The sequence below is a fragment of the Nocardia sp. NPDC003726 genome, assembly GCF_053586955.1.
The window spans coordinates 123,067-138,087 of sequence record NZ_JBSFNF010000011.1; the positions used below are offsets into that span (position 1 = coordinate 123,067).

14 protein-coding genes are annotated in these 15,021 nt (G+C 66.9%); 7 read left to right on the forward strand and 7 right to left on the reverse strand.

Going from position 1 to position 15,021, the window contains the following annotated elements; translation table 11 throughout:
- The first annotated feature begins 34 nt into the window (after window positions 1-34).
- Window positions 35-1,357, forward strand: a complete 1,323-nt coding sequence (locus tag ACWDMM_RS17310) for an acetyl-CoA C-acetyltransferase (protein ID WP_195080916.1) — start codon at window positions 35-37, stop codon at window positions 1,355-1,357.
- Between the two features lie 49 nt (window positions 1,358-1,406).
- Here the strand turns inward: ACWDMM_RS17310 and gnd are convergent, their stop codons facing one another.
- The gene (gene gnd, locus ACWDMM_RS17315) at window positions 1,407-2,435 is read right to left on the reverse strand and encodes a phosphogluconate dehydrogenase (NAD(+)-dependent, decarboxylating) (RefSeq protein WP_195080915.1); all 1,029 of its coding nucleotides are present in this window, start codon (window positions 2,433-2,435) and stop codon (window positions 1,407-1,409) included.
- Window positions 2,436-2,990: 555 nt separating this feature from the next.
- Between gnd and ACWDMM_RS17320 the strand changes: the two genes are divergently transcribed.
- On the forward strand, window positions 2,991-4,646 hold the full coding sequence (locus tag ACWDMM_RS17320; protein WP_323124613.1) for a VanW family protein: 1,656 nt from the start codon (window positions 2,991-2,993) through the stop codon (window positions 4,644-4,646).
- A 68-nt stretch (window positions 4,647-4,714) separates the two neighbouring features.
- Here ACWDMM_RS17320 and ACWDMM_RS17325 read toward each other — a convergent pair whose 3' ends face one another.
- A complete protein-coding gene (locus ACWDMM_RS17325) occupies window positions 4,715-4,921 on the reverse strand; it encodes a DUF397 domain-containing protein (protein ID WP_195080913.1) in 207 nt (68 codons plus the stop codon).
- The gene (locus ACWDMM_RS17330; RefSeq protein ID WP_195080912.1) at window positions 4,918-5,811 is read right to left on the reverse strand and encodes a helix-turn-helix domain-containing protein; all 894 of its coding nucleotides are present in this window, start codon (window positions 5,809-5,811) and stop codon (window positions 4,918-4,920) included. Before ACWDMM_RS17330 ends, ACWDMM_RS17325 begins: the two co-directional genes overlap by 4 nt.
- A gap of 373 nt (window positions 5,812-6,184) precedes the next feature.
- On the opposite strand from ACWDMM_RS17330, the gene ACWDMM_RS17335 reads away from it, so the two are divergent.
- The 4 genes from ACWDMM_RS17335 to ACWDMM_RS17350 all read left to right on the forward strand — a co-directional run bounded on the left by ACWDMM_RS17335 (window position 6,185) and on the right by ACWDMM_RS17350 (window position 8,920).
- A complete protein-coding gene (locus tag ACWDMM_RS17335; RefSeq protein WP_357109604.1) occupies window positions 6,185-6,580 on the forward strand; it encodes a DNA-directed RNA polymerase subunit beta in 396 nt (131 codons plus the stop codon).
- Between the two features lie 258 nt (window positions 6,581-6,838).
- Window positions 6,839-7,048 (forward strand): hypothetical protein, encoded by a 210-nt coding sequence (locus tag ACWDMM_RS17340; RefSeq protein WP_357109601.1) that lies wholly within the window; start codon window positions 6,839-6,841, stop codon window positions 7,046-7,048.
- Window positions 7,049-7,188: 140 nt separating this feature from the next.
- A complete protein-coding gene (locus ACWDMM_RS17345) occupies window positions 7,189-7,719 on the forward strand; it encodes a hypothetical protein (protein WP_195080910.1) in 531 nt (176 codons plus the stop codon).
- 73 nt (window positions 7,720-7,792) lie between these two features.
- Window positions 7,793-8,920 carry a hypothetical protein gene (locus tag ACWDMM_RS17350; RefSeq protein WP_357208512.1) on the forward strand — a complete coding sequence of 376 codons (1,128 nt, stop codon included), beginning with the start codon at window positions 7,793-7,795 and terminating at the stop codon, window positions 8,918-8,920.
- A gap of 47 nt (window positions 8,921-8,967) precedes the next feature.
- Here the strand turns inward: ACWDMM_RS17350 and ACWDMM_RS17355 are convergent, their stop codons facing one another.
- From ACWDMM_RS17355 to ACWDMM_RS17365, 3 genes are all read right to left on the reverse strand, one after another.
- A complete protein-coding gene (locus tag ACWDMM_RS17355) occupies window positions 8,968-10,053 on the reverse strand; it encodes a DUF4185 domain-containing protein (RefSeq protein ID WP_195080908.1) in 1,086 nt (361 codons plus the stop codon).
- An 86-nt stretch (window positions 10,054-10,139) separates the two neighbouring features.
- Window positions 10,140-10,874, reverse strand: a complete 735-nt coding sequence (locus ACWDMM_RS17360; protein ID WP_449938328.1) for an MmyB family transcriptional regulator — start codon at window positions 10,872-10,874, stop codon at window positions 10,140-10,142.
- A 191-nt stretch (window positions 10,875-11,065) separates the two neighbouring features.
- Window positions 11,066-12,901 (reverse strand): acyl-CoA dehydrogenase, encoded by a 1,836-nt coding sequence (locus ACWDMM_RS17365; protein WP_357109591.1) that lies wholly within the window; start codon window positions 12,899-12,901, stop codon window positions 11,066-11,068.
- 819 nt (window positions 12,902-13,720) lie between these two features.
- Here ACWDMM_RS17365 and ACWDMM_RS17370 point away from each other — a divergent pair.
- A complete protein-coding gene (locus ACWDMM_RS17370; RefSeq protein ID WP_195080905.1) occupies window positions 13,721-14,311 on the forward strand; it encodes an alpha/beta hydrolase family protein in 591 nt (196 codons plus the stop codon).
- Between the two features lie 4 nt (window positions 14,312-14,315).
- On the opposite strand, the gene ACWDMM_RS17375 is transcribed toward ACWDMM_RS17370, so the two are convergent.
- Window positions 14,316-14,990 (reverse strand): class I SAM-dependent methyltransferase, encoded by a 675-nt coding sequence (locus ACWDMM_RS17375; protein ID WP_357208925.1) that lies wholly within the window; start codon window positions 14,988-14,990, stop codon window positions 14,316-14,318.
- Window positions 14,991-15,021: the final 31 nt, after the last annotated feature.

Below are 15,021 nucleotides of genomic sequence, written 5' to 3' on the forward strand. Positions count from 1 at the left end.
CCGGGACACCCATCCACGAACCTTGGAGACTCGAGTGACTAGCAAAGCCCGTTCGGCCAAGAGTGCCGCCAAGACCGGCAGGACCACCCGCCCGGTCGCGATCGTCGGTGGCAACCGGATTCCGTTCGCTCGCTCCGACAAGGCGTACGCGCACGCCTCCAACCAGGACATGTTCACCGCCGCGCTGGACGGGCTGGTCAGCCGTTTCGGCCTGCAGGGCGAGCGCCTGGGCATGGTCGCAGGCGGCGCCGTGCTCAAGCGGGTCGGCGAGCACGGCCTGATCCGGGAGAGTGTGCTCGGCAGCAAGCTCAGCCCCTACACCCCGGCCCACGACCTGCAGCTGGCCTGCGGCACCGGCCTCCAGGCGATCGTCACCGTCGGCGACGCGATCGCCGCGGGCCGGATCGAAGCGGGCGTCGGCGGCGGCACCGACACCACCTCGGACGCCCCGATCGGCGTGAGCGAGGGCATGCGCGAGTGGATGCTCGACGCCAACCGCGCCAAGACCGGCAAGGACCGCCTCAAGCTGGTCGGCCAGTTGCGCCCGAGCATGCTCGGCATCGAGATCCCGCGCAACGCCGAGCCGCGCACCGGCTTGTCCATGGGCGAGCACGCCGCCATCACCGCCAAGGAGTTCGGCATCCCGCGCGAGGCGCAGGACGAGCTGGCCTATCTGTCGCACAAGAACATGGCGGCCGCCTACGACCGCGGCTTCTTCGACGACCTGATCACGCCGTTCCTCGGTCTGACCCGCGATGACAACCTGCGGCCGAACTCCTCGATCGAGAAGCTGGCGACGCTGAAGCCGGTCTTCGGGGTCAAGGCGGGCGACGCGACCATGACCGCGGGCAACTCCACCCCGCTGACCGACGGCGCCTCCGCGGTGCTGCTGTCCAGCGAGGAGTGGGCCGCCGAGCGCAAGCTGCCGGTGCTGGCGCACCTGGTGGACAGCGAGGTCGCGGCGGTCGACTACATCCACGGCCCCGACGGCCTGCTGATGGCCCCCACCTACGCGGTGCCGCGCCTGCTCGCGCGCAACGGCCTGACCTTGCAGGACTTCGACTATTACGAGATCCACGAGGCGTTCGCCTCGGTGGTGCTGGCCACCCTGGCCGCGTGGGAGTCCGACGCCTACTGCAAGGAGCGCCTCGGCCTCGACGGCGCGCTCGGTTCGATCGATCGCAGCAAGCTGAACGTCAACGGCTCGTCGCTGGCCGCCGGTCACCCGTTCGCCGCCACCGGCGGCCGCATCGTCGCCTCCACCGCGAAGCTGCTGGCCGAGAAGGGTTCCGGTCGCGCGCTGATCTCCATCTGCGCCGCGGGCGGTCAGGGCGTCGTCGCCATCCTCGAGCGCTGACGTAGTCGAAGGGTGGTCCGATCGGTTTTCCGGTCGGACCACCTTCGCGTCATTTGCCGGGCAGCTCGATGTGCCCGCCGAAGGCTTTGCGCATCGCCGAGAGCACTTTGTCGGCGTACGCCGATTCGCCCCGCGAGGAGAATCGCTCGAACAAGGCGGAAGCCAGCACGGGCACGGGCACGCCGGTGTCGATGGCGGCATCGATCGTCCAGCGGCCCTCGCCGGAGTCGGACACCCGCCCGCTGTAGGAATCCAGGTTCGGGTCGGCGTGCAGCGCGGCCGCCGTGAGATCCAGCAGCCAGGACGCGACCACCGATCCCCGCCGCCACACCTCGGTGATCTCGGGAATGTCCAGGTCGTACTGGTAGTACTCGGGGTGCTCCAGCGGCGTCTCCTCCGCCGAGAACTCGCCCGTGTGCTCGGCCCCGTAGTTGGCCCGTCGCAGAATGTTCAGCCCTTCGGCGTAGGCGGCCATCGCCCCGTACTCGATGCCGTTGTGCACCATCTTCACGAAGTGCCCCGCGCCGACGGGCCCGCAGTGCAGATAACCCAGCTCGGCTGTGGACGGCTCGCCGGTGCGTCCCGGTGTGCGCTCCGCCGCCCCGAGGCCGGGCGCGATGGATTTCAGCAGCGGATCCAGGTGCTTCACCGGTTCGGACTCGCCGCCGATCATCAGGCAGAAGCCGCGGGTCCGGCCGAACACCCCGCCCGAGGTGCCGATGTCCACGTAGTGGATGCCCTTGGGCCGCAAGCGCTCGGCGCGCGCGAGGTCCTCGTGGTAGCGGCTGTTGCCGCCGTCGATGACGATGTCTCCCGGTTCGAGCAGCTCGGCGACCTGCTCGATCACCGCCCCCGTCGCCCCGGCGGGGATCATCACCCACACCACGCGGGGGGTCTCAAGCATGCCGACGAACTCGGTGAGATCGGTACTGCCCCGGAAGCCGTCCCCGAGCTCGGCGCGCAGTTCATCGATGTGCGCGGAACGACGTTCGTATCCCACGGCGGTGTGTCCGTCCTCGACGACGCGGCGCACGATGTTCGCGCCCATCCGGCCGAGGCCGATCATTCCCAGCTGCATGCCATCCATCTCCCTCGTGTCTGCCGAGTCTCGCGGCGGGGGTCGTCTCGATTCTCCCGCGTGGGATCGATCACGGTTCGGCTCGCGGGTGTAACGCGGCCCGCGACAGCCCGATAAACAGGTCGGCTCCGCGTAGTTGCCTGACCCCCGACCCGGCAACTGCGCGGGGCTCTTTTGTGGTGTACCCGGTTCTTCGCGTGGGATGTGCGTTATGCCCGAGCTGTGCCGACCCCTGTCGGTGCGCACCACTATCGTTGGCAGGGACGCGCAGTGGTGCGGGTCCACAATTCAATCGAACGGGGAGGACGGTTCGTGACGAGCCAGCCGAGCACCGGAGGACGCGGCCGACAGGCTGGTGGCGAAGTCGGATTGCGCCAGCTTCTCGGGGCGGACCGCCCCCAGGTAGCGGACCGGTCGGTCGCCTGGAACGGCGACGAACAGCTCACCCAGCCCCTGCAAACTACCCCGCGCCGGCCCGTGCCGCCCGCACCCCGTGGTCGTCCCGCGCGTCGGCCGATCTCGGCCCCGCCACCGAAGCGCTTGGACAGTGCCGTCGTGCGCCGGGTGGGCATCGCGGTCGGCGCCGTGCTCGCGGTCGCCGGTCTCGGCTACGTGGTCGACTTGGTGATGTCCTCCGGCGAGGTGGCGCGTGGCACCGTCGTCGCGGGCGTCGACGTCGGCGGCAAGGACAAATCCGCCGCCGATGCCCGACTGCGCGCCGAGCTGGACCCACGGGCGGCCCGGGAGCTACCGCTGCGCATCGGCGACGTGCAGACCCGCATCGTGCCGAGCGCCGCCGGACTGTCCGTGGACTGGGACGCCACCTGGTCGCGGATCGGCTCCCAGCCGCTCAATCCGTTCACCCGGCTCGCGTCCTTCTTCACCACCCGTGAGGTGTCGGTCGTCAGCGCGATCGATGAGCCCGCACTGGATCGCCAGCTCACCGAGCTGCGGGTGCACGACCGGCCATCGGTCGATGGCACCGTCACCTTCCGCAACGCCGAACCCGTTGCGGTGCCGCCGGTTCCGGGCCGGGTGCTCGACGTGGCCGCCGCGCGCACGGAACTGGCCGAGCGGTGGGTCACCGGCACGACGGTGGATCTTCCCGTGGTCCCCGCGCCCTTGCAGGTGCGCCCGGAGGCCGTGGACAAGGCTCTGCGCGAGATCGCCCAGCCCGCGGTGCGCGCGCCGATCTCCTTCGCGGGCAAGGGTGCCGCGGGCAGGCTCGATCCGGAGCAGATCGCGTCGGTCCTGGCGTTCGGGCCGGACGGGCAAGGCGGTCTCGCGGCGTCGGTGAATCAGGACGCCGCGATCGCTCTGCTCGGGCCGCAACTGGCCCCCACGGAAGTCGAGCCGAAGGACGCGACGTTCGCGGTGTCGGGCGGCAAGGCGTCGGTCGTCCCCGCCGTGGTCGGTGACAAGATCAACTGGCCCAAGACCTTCGAACAGTTCACCGCGCTGCTGACCGCGCCGGGCGAGCGGACCGCGCAGGTGGTCTACGAACGGGTCGAGCCCAAGCTGACCACCGAGGCCGCGCAGGGGCTCGGCGTGGTCGAACCCGTCGGCTCGTTCACCACCGGCGGTTTCAGCGGACCCTCCGGCGTCAACATCCGCACCGTGGCCAGAAAGGTCAACGGTGCGATCGTGAAGCCGGGAGAAACGTTCTCGCTCAACGATTTCACCGGCCCGCGCGGCATCGCGGAGGGATATGTCGAATCCGGCATCATCGACCACGGGCGTCCGAGCACCGCGGTCGGCGGCGGCATCAGCCAGTTCGCCACCACGCTCTACAACGCGGCGTACTTCGCGGGGCTCGAGGACGCGGGCCATACCGAGCACAGCTACTACATCTCCCGCTACCCCGCCGCCCGGGAGGCCACCGTCTTCGACGGCGTGATCGACCTGAAATTCCGCAACAACACCCAGACCGGCATCTACATCGAAACCGCCGCGACCGACGCCGAGATCACCGTCCGCCTGTGGGGGACGAAGACGGTCGACGTCGAATCCATCACGGGCGAGAAGACCAAACCGACCGAACCGACCACCGTCACCTTGCCCAAGGGCAAGGACTGCATCGCCACCGAGGGCGCCCCCGGCTTCACGATCTCCGACACCCGCGTCATCACCGACCGCAAAACCGGCCGCGAAGTATCCCGCAAGACCCGCACGGTGAAGTACGACCCTGTTCCGATCGTCAAGTGCGAGTGAGGGATAGGCCCGAGCGCGCGGTTCCCGAATCCGCCCCGCCCACTCAGAGCGGGGCTCTGCGTTTCCGCCTACGGACGCTCGAATTCGCGATCGACAACGCCAGCGGTGAATGCATCCCACTCGGCCGGCGTGAAGATCAGCGCCGGGCCGGTCGGATTCTTCGAGTCACGCACGCCCACCATGCCCCTGTCGAGAAACGCAACCTCAACACATTCCTTGCCGGAAGAGCTTCGGCTGGACTTGAACCACTTGGCCCCCGACAGGTCGACGTTCACGCGCCATACTCCTTTGCTACCGCCAGGATGAGATCCTTGGACTTGTCGTGGTCCAACGCTACCCGGTCTATCTCCCGCAACGCGCTGCGATAGCGAGCCACTTCGGCTTCGCGCTCCAGGTACAGGTCCCCGGCGTACTCCTCCACGTACACAATGGGCGGCTCGGTCAACTTGGTCTGCGGCAGCTCGGGAAATTCGAGAAGGATGAACGACCCGACCAGTGACCCGAGATGCTTGGGCGCGGTGAAGGGCACTACCCGAACCGAAACATTCGGCAGTTCCGACGCTGCCGAGAGGTGGAGCAACTGATCCGTCATCACCCCCGGACCGCCTACCTGGTCGCGCACCGCTGCTTCGGACAGCAGGACATCGACTGTGAATTCCGGGTCTGCGAGTCGGGTTTGCCTGCGGGCCGCCAGTTCGATCCGGCCTTCGATGGCTTCGGGCGACAGCTCTGGTATTTCCGACCAAGCCAGCGCACGGCGGTACTCGGCGGTCTGGAGCAGACCGGGGATGATGGTGACTTTCCACGCGGTCAACCGATGCGCTGCTTCTTCGAGGGCTAGATAGTGGTCGAACCCGGTCGGAAGCTCGGCGTCCGCGTACGCCCGCCAATAGCCCCCGCCCCGCTCCCGCGCTGCTCGGACTTCCGAGACCAACCCAAGCAGGATGCGCCGTTCGGTATCGCTGGCGCCGTAGGCATCACACAAGGCGTTCACTTGAAAGCTGGTCACCCTTGTGGACTGGCCCTCCTCGATACGGCCAATCGACTGCGGCGATGTCTCGGCCAGCCTCGCCGCTTCGGCTTGGGAAATGCGCTTGGCAATCCGCAATCGGCGCAGTTCACGGCCCAGAGCCCGGCGGGCGAGGGTACTACCGGTAACGCTCATGTCGTTAGCCTCACTATCGAGTGACCCGGATTTTGGAAGCCGCCAACGGGCAGCTTCCGTGTGGCGGCGTACGCACTGAAAGTACGGCATCTATCAATCGGATTCGTGCGATTGAGGATTCCAGTTCCACGGTCTTGGGTGTCTCCTGGATGTGCGCCCGGTTGGAAGCGCGGAACCACATGTCCCTCAATGTGGTTCGCTTCCGTCCTCGGGTACCGATCAGGGGGTTGTCGGGGGCCGGGCGCACCTTGATGCCCCTCCGATACGAGCAGAGGTCTTGATGGGCCACATAGCGTTTGGGGACACGCCGCTGTCTCGATGCCACTACTACCGGAACGTGTGTGACCTACCCGCGACGGTCGACCCGCCTCATGTGGGCCGGATCGTGGCCCGCTGCGGGTCGGTGTGGGCGATCACCATGCCCGCTGTGCTGGGGCAGGCGGTGAAGGTGTGGATGCAGAACCAGGGGTACAAGCTCGGTCCGATCTTGTCGCATCCACGGTCGAAGAGGTGGACGTTCATCATCCGGCCTGACCTGCCGGATGAGATTCCGTTGTTCGCTGAGATGTTTCGGTTGGATGTGTCCATTGCGCGTGAGGGCGGAACGATCGGGCTGCCCAGTCCCGCTGATGTTGGGACGAAGTTCCGTGCGTGGATTGTGCGCCCCGACAGCCACGTTCGCCCTTCTGGTCACGTGATCGTGGAAGCGATCCGCGCGGTCCGAGCCGAGAAGGTCGCGCGGCGTCGGCGGGTGATGACGTATGCCTGATGGTGCACCCCCTGGTCGCCCTGTGTTGACTCTGCTACAGGGCGGCAGGTCCGGCAGATATGACGCCCGAGTGGGTTTAGCTGAGTTCTATAGACGGTGGGGGCACCACAATCCGGCGTGGCCTGTGTCGAGCCGGAAAGCGGCCGATCAAGCGCTCATGATGCATGAGGATTGCGACCCGTTGGAGTGCTCGACGCGGGTAGCGGCCGTGATCGTTTCGGGTGACGATTACCGGTATTTCCGGGATCGGGGCATGTGATGGCTTCCCCGTTGCCGGACGAACCTGACGTGCACTTGATAGTGCGGCTGCGCGGCTACCAGTTGCACTACGCGGCATGCCTCACCGCGGCTTTGATCTTCGTCCAAGACGAAGATATCCGCCGTTGCACCGACGCCGTACGCGTCGCCAAGGGCGCAACTGATCGGCTGCCCCGGTTGCCGTGTGAGCGGCTGTATGTCGAGCGATGATGGTTCGTTTGCGCCTACCACCCCGTGCTGCCGCCCGGTGCTTGCTCGGTGAGGCGAACGGGCGCGACACAATCCATGAACGTGGGACACTGTCCCGTTCGGGTGATACGCAGGGCTACCGACTACCGGAAGGGAACGTGATGGGGCAAGGCGACGACCAGTTGAGTATGGATCTGGGAGTTCCTGTCGAGCAGACCGCTTGGGGTAAATGGGTCGACCCTGACCGCCGAAAGGCACAAGCTCGTAAGTTCATGGACTATGCGGGCATACGTGAGATTCCTTCGGAGCCGTGGCCGGAGAACTCGGCGGAGGTGAAACGGCTTGACCCCATTGTCGCCGAACTGTTCCCGACCAGGGCTGCCGCTGCGGCGTCACCCGATGGCGCCGACATGGTTGACGCGTTCGTTTGTTTCATCGGCGACTGCTTCGAGAGATTCGCGGGGGCTAGATTCATCGAGGAAGAATGGTTCGGCCGCGAATATTCGTTCTATGACGACGTGAATCCCGCATTGAAGATGGACACGGGCGACGAAGAAGATGTCGAGACCGTATGGGGGTTAATCGGACGCATGATCGAATATAGCCCCGAGGAGTATGGGGGAATGTTTTCCAAAATGGCTGACGCCATTCGCGAATACGCCTCTATCCACGAGGGTCGTCGCAGCCACTGAGCTGCCTCAACTGCTTCCTGAAAAGCTACGGCCAGGAAATTCTCGAATCACTTCACGCTTCCGGGGGGATCGGTTGGACGAATACGAAAGAGACCGGGAGCGTTACAAGCCCCACGAGCGTGGAAGGATATTCGAGAACGGTGTCGAAGCATATTTCAAGGACCGTGAGCGTGGATATCTCCCCAGCTCCCGCATATATAAGACGCCGGAAGGTCGGATCCAGTTCGACCACGTCAGAGAGGATCAAGGCAAAACTTTCTCCATCGAGGATAAATCCGGGAGAATCGGAGGACCCAAGGACGAAAAGCAGCTCAAGGCATTGCGGGTCCTTCTCGAGACAGGCGTCGTGCAGGAGCATACGCTACGGTCAGTAGAAGGTGAGACTGTATCGAAAGACTGTCAGATACTCATCAATGGTTTGAAGAAAGACTTCCGCGACAGATTCACGCACCTAGAAATCTCGCGAGCTGAAGCCCGGACAATTTGGGCATTGGGTATGGATCTGGAGCGGAGCAAGCAGCGCCAACTGCCGGAGCGAGGTCAGCAACTCGAGCTACCAGGCGTAGCAGAGAAGGCGCGACAGGAGAAAGCGCAGGAGCTACAAAGGCAGCGGGACAAGATTGCGGAGCGGGCGCGGGCGCGTGAGCGAGCCGAGAAGTTCCGGAATATGCTGCGATTCCGCGACGGCGCTACACGCGGCAGGGCGGAAGCCCCCCAACGAGTCGAGCGCGAGCGGCAGGCGCGAGAAGAGGCCGAGCGAGCCAGGCAAGCGGGCAGAACTCCGGAGAGCGAGCGTGCGCGAATTGAGCGCGAAGTCGCTGAACGGGTGGCGCTGGAATTCCCCGCGCCAAGTCAGCTCCACGAACGGGGAGCAGCCGACACCGGGGAACAGGTGGCCCGAGAGGCGGCCGACGCTGCCAGCCTGGAGCGGGCAGCAGCCGACGCCCGCGCGGCGAAGGAGAAAGCGCGCGAAGACGCCCGAATTGCCCGCGAGGCGGCCGACCACAAGGAACGCGCGGAAGAACTGGCGCGATTGCAAGCCCGGGGAGTGCCCCCGGAAGTGGTGAAGCTTCTCGGGCTCGGGCAAGCGCAGCCACCGTCAGCGGCTGTACGGCAGCTGCCTGGTCATGCGCCAGGCGTTGTGCGTGGCGGTACCGGGCAAGGGCAAGAACGCAGCCGGGGAATCACCCGTGATCGGTGACATTGCTTGCGTTACAGGAACCAAATCCGGAAGGGCGGATGCCCTTTTCACAGCGGTGTTCGCATCAGCAGCACGTTGTACTGGGTGTGCTGGGTGACCAGGAAATAGAGGTCGCGGCCGGTTTGGTACGGGTAGATCATGGGTGCGTACGCGGTGGGGAGGGCGCGGGCGTCGATCAGGACGCGCGGTTCGCTCCATGGTCCTTCGGGAGCCGGTGCGGTGCGCAGGACGACGCTGTTGGCCGGGTCCGTGGTCAGCATGACGTACTGGCCCAGGTATTGGTTCCACATCACCGAGAGCTCGGCGACGCCACCGACGATCGGAGCCGCGGTCTTGGCGTCGGCGGGCTTCCACTCTCTGCCGTCCCAGTATTCGTAGGCGTCGATATTCGCGATATCGGATTCCTTGGCGCGGGAGACGAATCCGGGATTGTTGCGGCCTGCCGGGGTGCCGTAGCGGTAGACGTAGCCGTTCGCTTTCAGGAATGCGTTCTGCTGAAAGTTCTCGTGCCCGTCGACATTCGCCCGGCGAGTGTGGGTCAGCTGCGTCCAAGTGGTGCCGCCGTCACCGGAGGCGGCCAGCGTGGAGAAGTTCGTGTTCCACTTCCCGTGATCGCCCCATTCGCGCACCGACATCAAGCTCATGTACTGCACGCCGCCCACCGAGATACCCGCGGTGGGAATCAGGCTGATCTCGATGCCGGGAATCTTGGGGCTGGGCAACGGATTCGGCACCACGTCGTCGAAGAAGATGCCCTCGGCCGGATCGTGCCTGGAGCTGCGGAACAGCACATTGCTGGTCCAGGCCCAGATGCTGCCCGCGAGCAGGTTCGGGATGCCGATGCCGGCGCTGTCGCCGAACGCGGTGATCATGCGGCCGTTGCCGTCGTCCCACATGATGCCGAGATCCGTGCCGAGCACGTTGACGTTCTGGGTGCGATTCGGGCTGTCCATGCCCGTCACCTGGAACACCGCGTGGGCCGGGCCGGGCAGGTCGGGCAGGCCGTGGATGCCGTTGAGCGCCGGGATCGGAATGACGTTGTTCGGGTCGGCCCCTGCGGGCGTGGCGGCGGCCAGCGCGAGGACCGCGGCCAGCGCGCCGGCCCCGGCGAGTGCGGACAGCGATCGAGTCATCCGGCAATTCCCTTCCTCTGGGACGCAGTCTGCTCGGTCATTGTGCCCGCTCGCCGCCGCGATGTCGCCTACATCGATGGGTCGGTTCAGCGCGTCGGGCCGACGGTCACCAACCGGTACAGCCACCATGGGCGCTCCGGCAGTTCGGGGCTGTAGACCCGCATGCTCATCGACCGCACCCGTCTCGTGGCGGGGTCGCGCACCTGCAACCGGCGGCGGGGGATGTCCTCGCCGCGCACCTCGGTGGTCCACATGCGATCCCAATCGGGGGAGCGGCGGCAACGCGCGGCGATCTCCTCGACGCGCTCGCGCGGCGCGAGCGGGGACAGGATGCGGAAGGCGTCGACGAGCAGGTGCGCTTCCACCGCCCAGTCCACCATCACCCGCCGGGCCGCCGCGTCGAGGAACATCCACTCCAGCACGTTCCCTCGGGCGACCGCACCCGGGAACGCGCGTTCGTAGGTGGAATTGGCTTCCACGAGATCCTGGGTGGGCATCCGCTGGAAGCACGCCGGGTCGGGCAGGCTGTGCAGGTCGGCCCGGTCATCGGGGGTCGGCACGTCGGGGCCGGGCCCAAAGGCCGCGGAGAAGAAGTCGGGCAGGCTCAGCACGACGATGTGCTTGCGGTACCAGATCGGCACCTCCAGTGCGTCGAACAAGCGTTGCAGCAGGGGCTGATTCGGCGCGACGGCGCCCGTTTCGATCTGGTCGAGCACCGCTTCGGTGAGGTCGGCGCGCGCGGCGAGATGGGCGGGTGTCAGCCCCGCGGCGAGGCGTCGTTCGCGCAGATAAGCGCCGATGCCAGTTGCCTTGCGCGTCACCTCGGGCACCTCTGCCGACATTTGTCGCGTCGAACTGTGCGAAGCGGGAGGTTCGGGTTGCCCCCCGGGAGCACGCAATCTACCGGAGAGGATCGGCGTCGAGCGGTGATCGAACGTCACGAATCGACAAATGTAGACGACAACGGCCCGGAGAAGTTCTCCGGGCCGTTGCCGTCACGGTTCGCGAAGCGTCAGAACGCGGCTTCGTCCAGCTCCATGATGTCGTTGTCCAGGTTGGACAGCACCGCGCGGGTGGCGGTCAGCTCCGGCAGGATGTTGCGGGCGAAGAACTGCGCGACCGCGATCTTGCCGTTGTAGAACGCCTCGTCGGCGCCGGCCGCGCCGTTGTCCAAGGCCGCGATGGCGACCTCGGCCTGACGCAGCAGCTGCCAGCCGATGAGCAGGTCACCGACCGAGAGCAGGAACCGAACCGAACCCAGGCCGACCTTGTACAGCTCGCTCGGCTGCTCCTGGGCGCCCATCAGGTGACCGGTGAGCGTGGCGGCCATGGCCTGCACGTCCTCCAGCGCGGTGGCCAGCAGCTTGCGCTCGCCCTTGAGCCGGCCGTTGCCCGCCTCGGAGTCGATGAACTTCTGCACCTGGCCGGCCACGTGGGCCAGCGCGACGCCGCGGTCGCGGGCGATCTTGCGGAAGAAGAAGTCCTGCGCCTGGATCGCGGTGGTGCCCTCGTACAGCGAGTCGATCTTCGCGTCGCGGATGTACTGCTCGATCGGGTAGTCCTGCAGGAAGCCGGAACCGCCGAGGGTCTGCAGCGACTCGGTCAGGTACTGGTAGGCCCGCTCGGAGCCGACGCCCTTGACGATCGGCAGCAGCAGGTCGTTGACCCGCGCGGCCAAATCGGCGTCCGCACCCGAAACCAGCTGCGCGACATCCTCGTTCTGGTGGGCGGCGGTGTACAGGTACACCGCGCGCAGGCCCTCGGCGTACGCCTTCTGGGTGGCCAGCGAACGACGGACGTCCGGGTGGTGGGTGATGGTCACGCGGGGCGCGGCCTTGTCGGTCATCTTGGTCAGGTCGGCGCCCTGGACCCGCTCTTTGGCGTAGTCCCGCGCGTTCAGGTAACCGGTCGACAGGGTCGCGATGGCCTTGGTGCCAACCATCATGCGGGCGTGCTCGATGACCTCGAACATCTGCGCGATGCCGTTGTGCACCTCGCCGACCAGCCAGCCCTTGGCCGGGATGCCGTGGCCGCCGAAGGTGACCTCGCAGGTGGCCGAGACCTTCAGGCCCATCTTGTGCTCGACGTTGGTGACGAAGACGCCGTTGCGCTCGCCCAGCTCACCGGTCTCGTGGTCGAAGTGGAACTTCGGCACGAAGAACAGCGACAGGCCCTTGGTGCCCGGCCCGGCGCCCTCGGGGCGGGCCAGCACCAGGTGCATGATGTTCGGGAACAGGTCGTCGGAGTCGGCGGAGGTGATGAACCGCTTGACGCCCTCGATGTGCCAGGAGCCGTCCTCCTGCTTGATCGCCTTGGTGCGGCCCGCGCCGACGTCGGAGCCCGCGTCGGGCTCGGTCAGCACCATGGTCGCGCCCCAGCCCTGCTCGGCGGCGATCTGCGCCCACTTCTTCTGCTCGTCGGTGGCGTTGTTGTAGAAGATGTTCGCGAAGCCGGGACCGGCGGCGTACATGAAGGCGGCGGGCTGCGCGCCCAGGATCAGTTCGGCGATGGCCCAGTAGGCGGCGCGCGGGATCGGCAGGCCGCCCAGCTCCTCGGCGATGCCCAGCTTGTCCCAGCCGCCGTCCTGCAGGGTGCGGTAGCTCTTCTTGAACGACTCGGGCAGCGTGACCGTGTGGTTCTGCGGGTCGAAGACCGGCGGGTTGCGGTCGGCGTCGGCGAACGACTCACCGAGCGGACCCTCGGCCAGGCGACGCACCTCGTTGAGCATCTCCTTGACCGTGTCGGTGTCGAGATCGCCGTAGGCGCCGCTGTCCAGGATCGACCCGAGGCCGAGAACCTCGAAGAGGTTGAACTCCAGGTCGCGGACGTTGCTCTTGTAGTGACCCATTGTCAGTACTCACTCTCCGTTGAGTTGGTGCGGTCGGTATGGTTGCCGTTCCCGCCCGTTGTTCGCTCCACCGGGGTAGTCGTGCCGGTTTTCCGCATGCTACTCGCGGGTAACTTATGAAACATATTACCGGCCGGTAATGACTGCGCAAAGTGTCAAGCGGCCGAATGTGACGCGTTTTACAGTGTCTGATGGCCGCGACTTCGTCGCGGCGTGTCGCGGCCCCTTTGTGGCTCGCGTCCGAGCGACCGCCGCTGGCGACTTCGTCGCGGACGCGGCGGCCACTCGGACGCGAGCCGGGCCGCGAACGGCGGATGCTCGGTCTCGCTTCGCTCGAAACCTGTGGTCCAGGTGCGCTGGGCGCGTTGGTCGCGGAGCTACTTACCAGGCGCGCGGTGGAAGTGGATGGCTGGCGGCTCGCCGTGGCTGCTGCTCCCTCGTCGCGGATGTGGTGACCCTCGGACGCGGGGCGGGGCGCGTCGGTTTCGGCGAGCGAACCAGGAGGACTCGAGTCGTCGAATCTCGGCACGCACTGTCGTTCGCTGATCAACTGCCCGAGTTGGCGGGGACCGTCGCGCACGGTCTCACCGGCCACTAGCTCCGATCTCGCGCATGAAGTCGAGAGTTCGCACGCTTACGCGCCCAGCGCACCGCCACCACGTCTTTCGAGCGAAGCGAGACCGAGCATCCGCGTTCGCGGCCCGGCTCGCGTTTGCGTGGCCGCCGCGTACGCGACGAAGGAGCAAGCGGCGGTCGCGCAAACGCGAGCCACAAAGGGGCCGCGAACACCCAGCGCCGAAGGCGCTGGAAAATAGAACAGTGCTGATCGAGACGAGTGCCGGGCCGGCTGAGGTCGAGCTCGAACAGCCGCGCAAGCCCGCGTTTCTGCTGGTGCTCACGCATGGCGCCGGGGGTGGGGTGGAGGCGAAGGACCTGCTCGCGGTGCGTGACGCGGCGTTGCGGCTGGGGGGTGGGGTCGCGCGGGTGGTGCAGCCGTATCGGGTTGCCGGGCGGCGGGCGCCTGGGTCGGCGGTGAAGCAGGACGAGGCTTGGCTGGAGGTCGTCGCGCGGTTGCGCGGGCGCAAGCGCATTCCGCTGATCCAGGGTGGGCGCAGCAACGGGGCGCGGGTGGCTTGCCGCACGGCCGTCGCGGCGCGGGTTCGTGGCGTCCTCGCGCTCTCGTTCCCCCTGCATCCGCCCGGTAAGCCGGAGAAGTCCCGGCGGGACGAACTGCTCGCTCCGGGAGACATCGAGGTGGTCGTCGTCAACGGGGCCAACGATCCGTTCGGCATTCCCGATCCGGCCGACGCCGCCGAAGTCCGGGTCATCCCGGGCCAGCCGCACGCGTTCCGCGCCGGCTTCGACTCGATCGCCGAGACCGTGACCCCGTGGCTGGAGCGCTGGTCCTGAGTTCCTACTCGGCCGGGCGGGTGGCGATGACCAGTGCGTCGATGGCGTCGCCCGTCTCGGTGGGCCGGTAGACGCGGTCGGCGATGCGCACCCGCACCTCGTTCGCCGCCGCGAGCGGGCCGAGGTCGGCCACGATGTCGTCGGGAGTGAACAGGATGGACGGGTCCTGCGGCCCGCCGCAGCCATCGGTGATGTTGGTGGTGTCGTGGCCGAGCACGAGCAGGGTGCCTTCCGGCGCCAGCAGTCCGGCCGCCTCGCGGACCAGCACACGGCGCTGCTCGGCGGGCAAATGCAGGAAGACCATCAACACCAGCTCGAACGGCCCGGTGATACCCGCCTCCGCCAGATCGGTGACGTCCGCGCACTGCCAGGTGATGCGACCGCGAACCGAGCGGGACAACCGCGAGGCCACGGTGCGGCCCTTATCGATGCCGACCTGGGAGTAATCGACGGCGTGCACCTGCCAGCCGTGCGTAGCGAGCCACAACGTGTTGCGACCCTCGCCGCACGCCAAGTCCAGAGCGCGCGGGAACTCCGGCGCATCGCCCTCGGGCGTGGCGGCTTGCAGCGGCGCACGGCGTTCCAACCCGTAGACATGCTCCACCACGGTGTTGTTCGGCGGTGCGCCCCAGACCAATTCCGTTTGCGCGTAGCGCTCATCCCAGTCGGCCGCATCCATATTTCGAGTCTATTGATCGCGCGGCCCGCGC

Bases quoted from the DNA above. Each gene is read 5' to 3' on its own strand.
- ACWDMM_RS17365 (WP_357109591.1), bottom strand. From the start codon at position 12,901: ATGGGTCACTACAAGAGCAACGTCCGCGACCTGGAGTTCAACCTCTTC.
- ACWDMM_RS17340 (WP_357109601.1), top strand. From the start codon at position 6,839: ATGGCTTCCCCGTTGCCGGACGAACCTGACGTGCACTTGATAGTGCGG.
- ACWDMM_RS17345 (WP_195080910.1), top strand. From the start codon at position 7,189: ATGGGGCAAGGCGACGACCAGTTGAGTATGGATCTGGGAGTTCCTGTC.
- ACWDMM_RS17330 (WP_195080912.1), bottom strand. From the start codon at position 5,811: ATGAGCGTTACCGGTAGTACCCTCGCCCGCCGGGCTCTGGGCCGTGAA.
- gnd (WP_195080915.1), bottom strand. From the start codon at position 2,435: ATGCAGCTGGGAATGATCGGCCTCGGCCGGATGGGCGCGAACATCGTG.
- ACWDMM_RS17375 (WP_357208925.1), bottom strand. From the start codon at position 14,990: ATGGATGCGGCCGACTGGGATGAGCGCTACGCGCAAACGGAATTGGTC.
- ACWDMM_RS17355 (WP_195080908.1), bottom strand. From the start codon at position 10,053: ATGACTCGATCGCTGTCCGCACTCGCCGGGGCCGGCGCGCTGGCCGCG.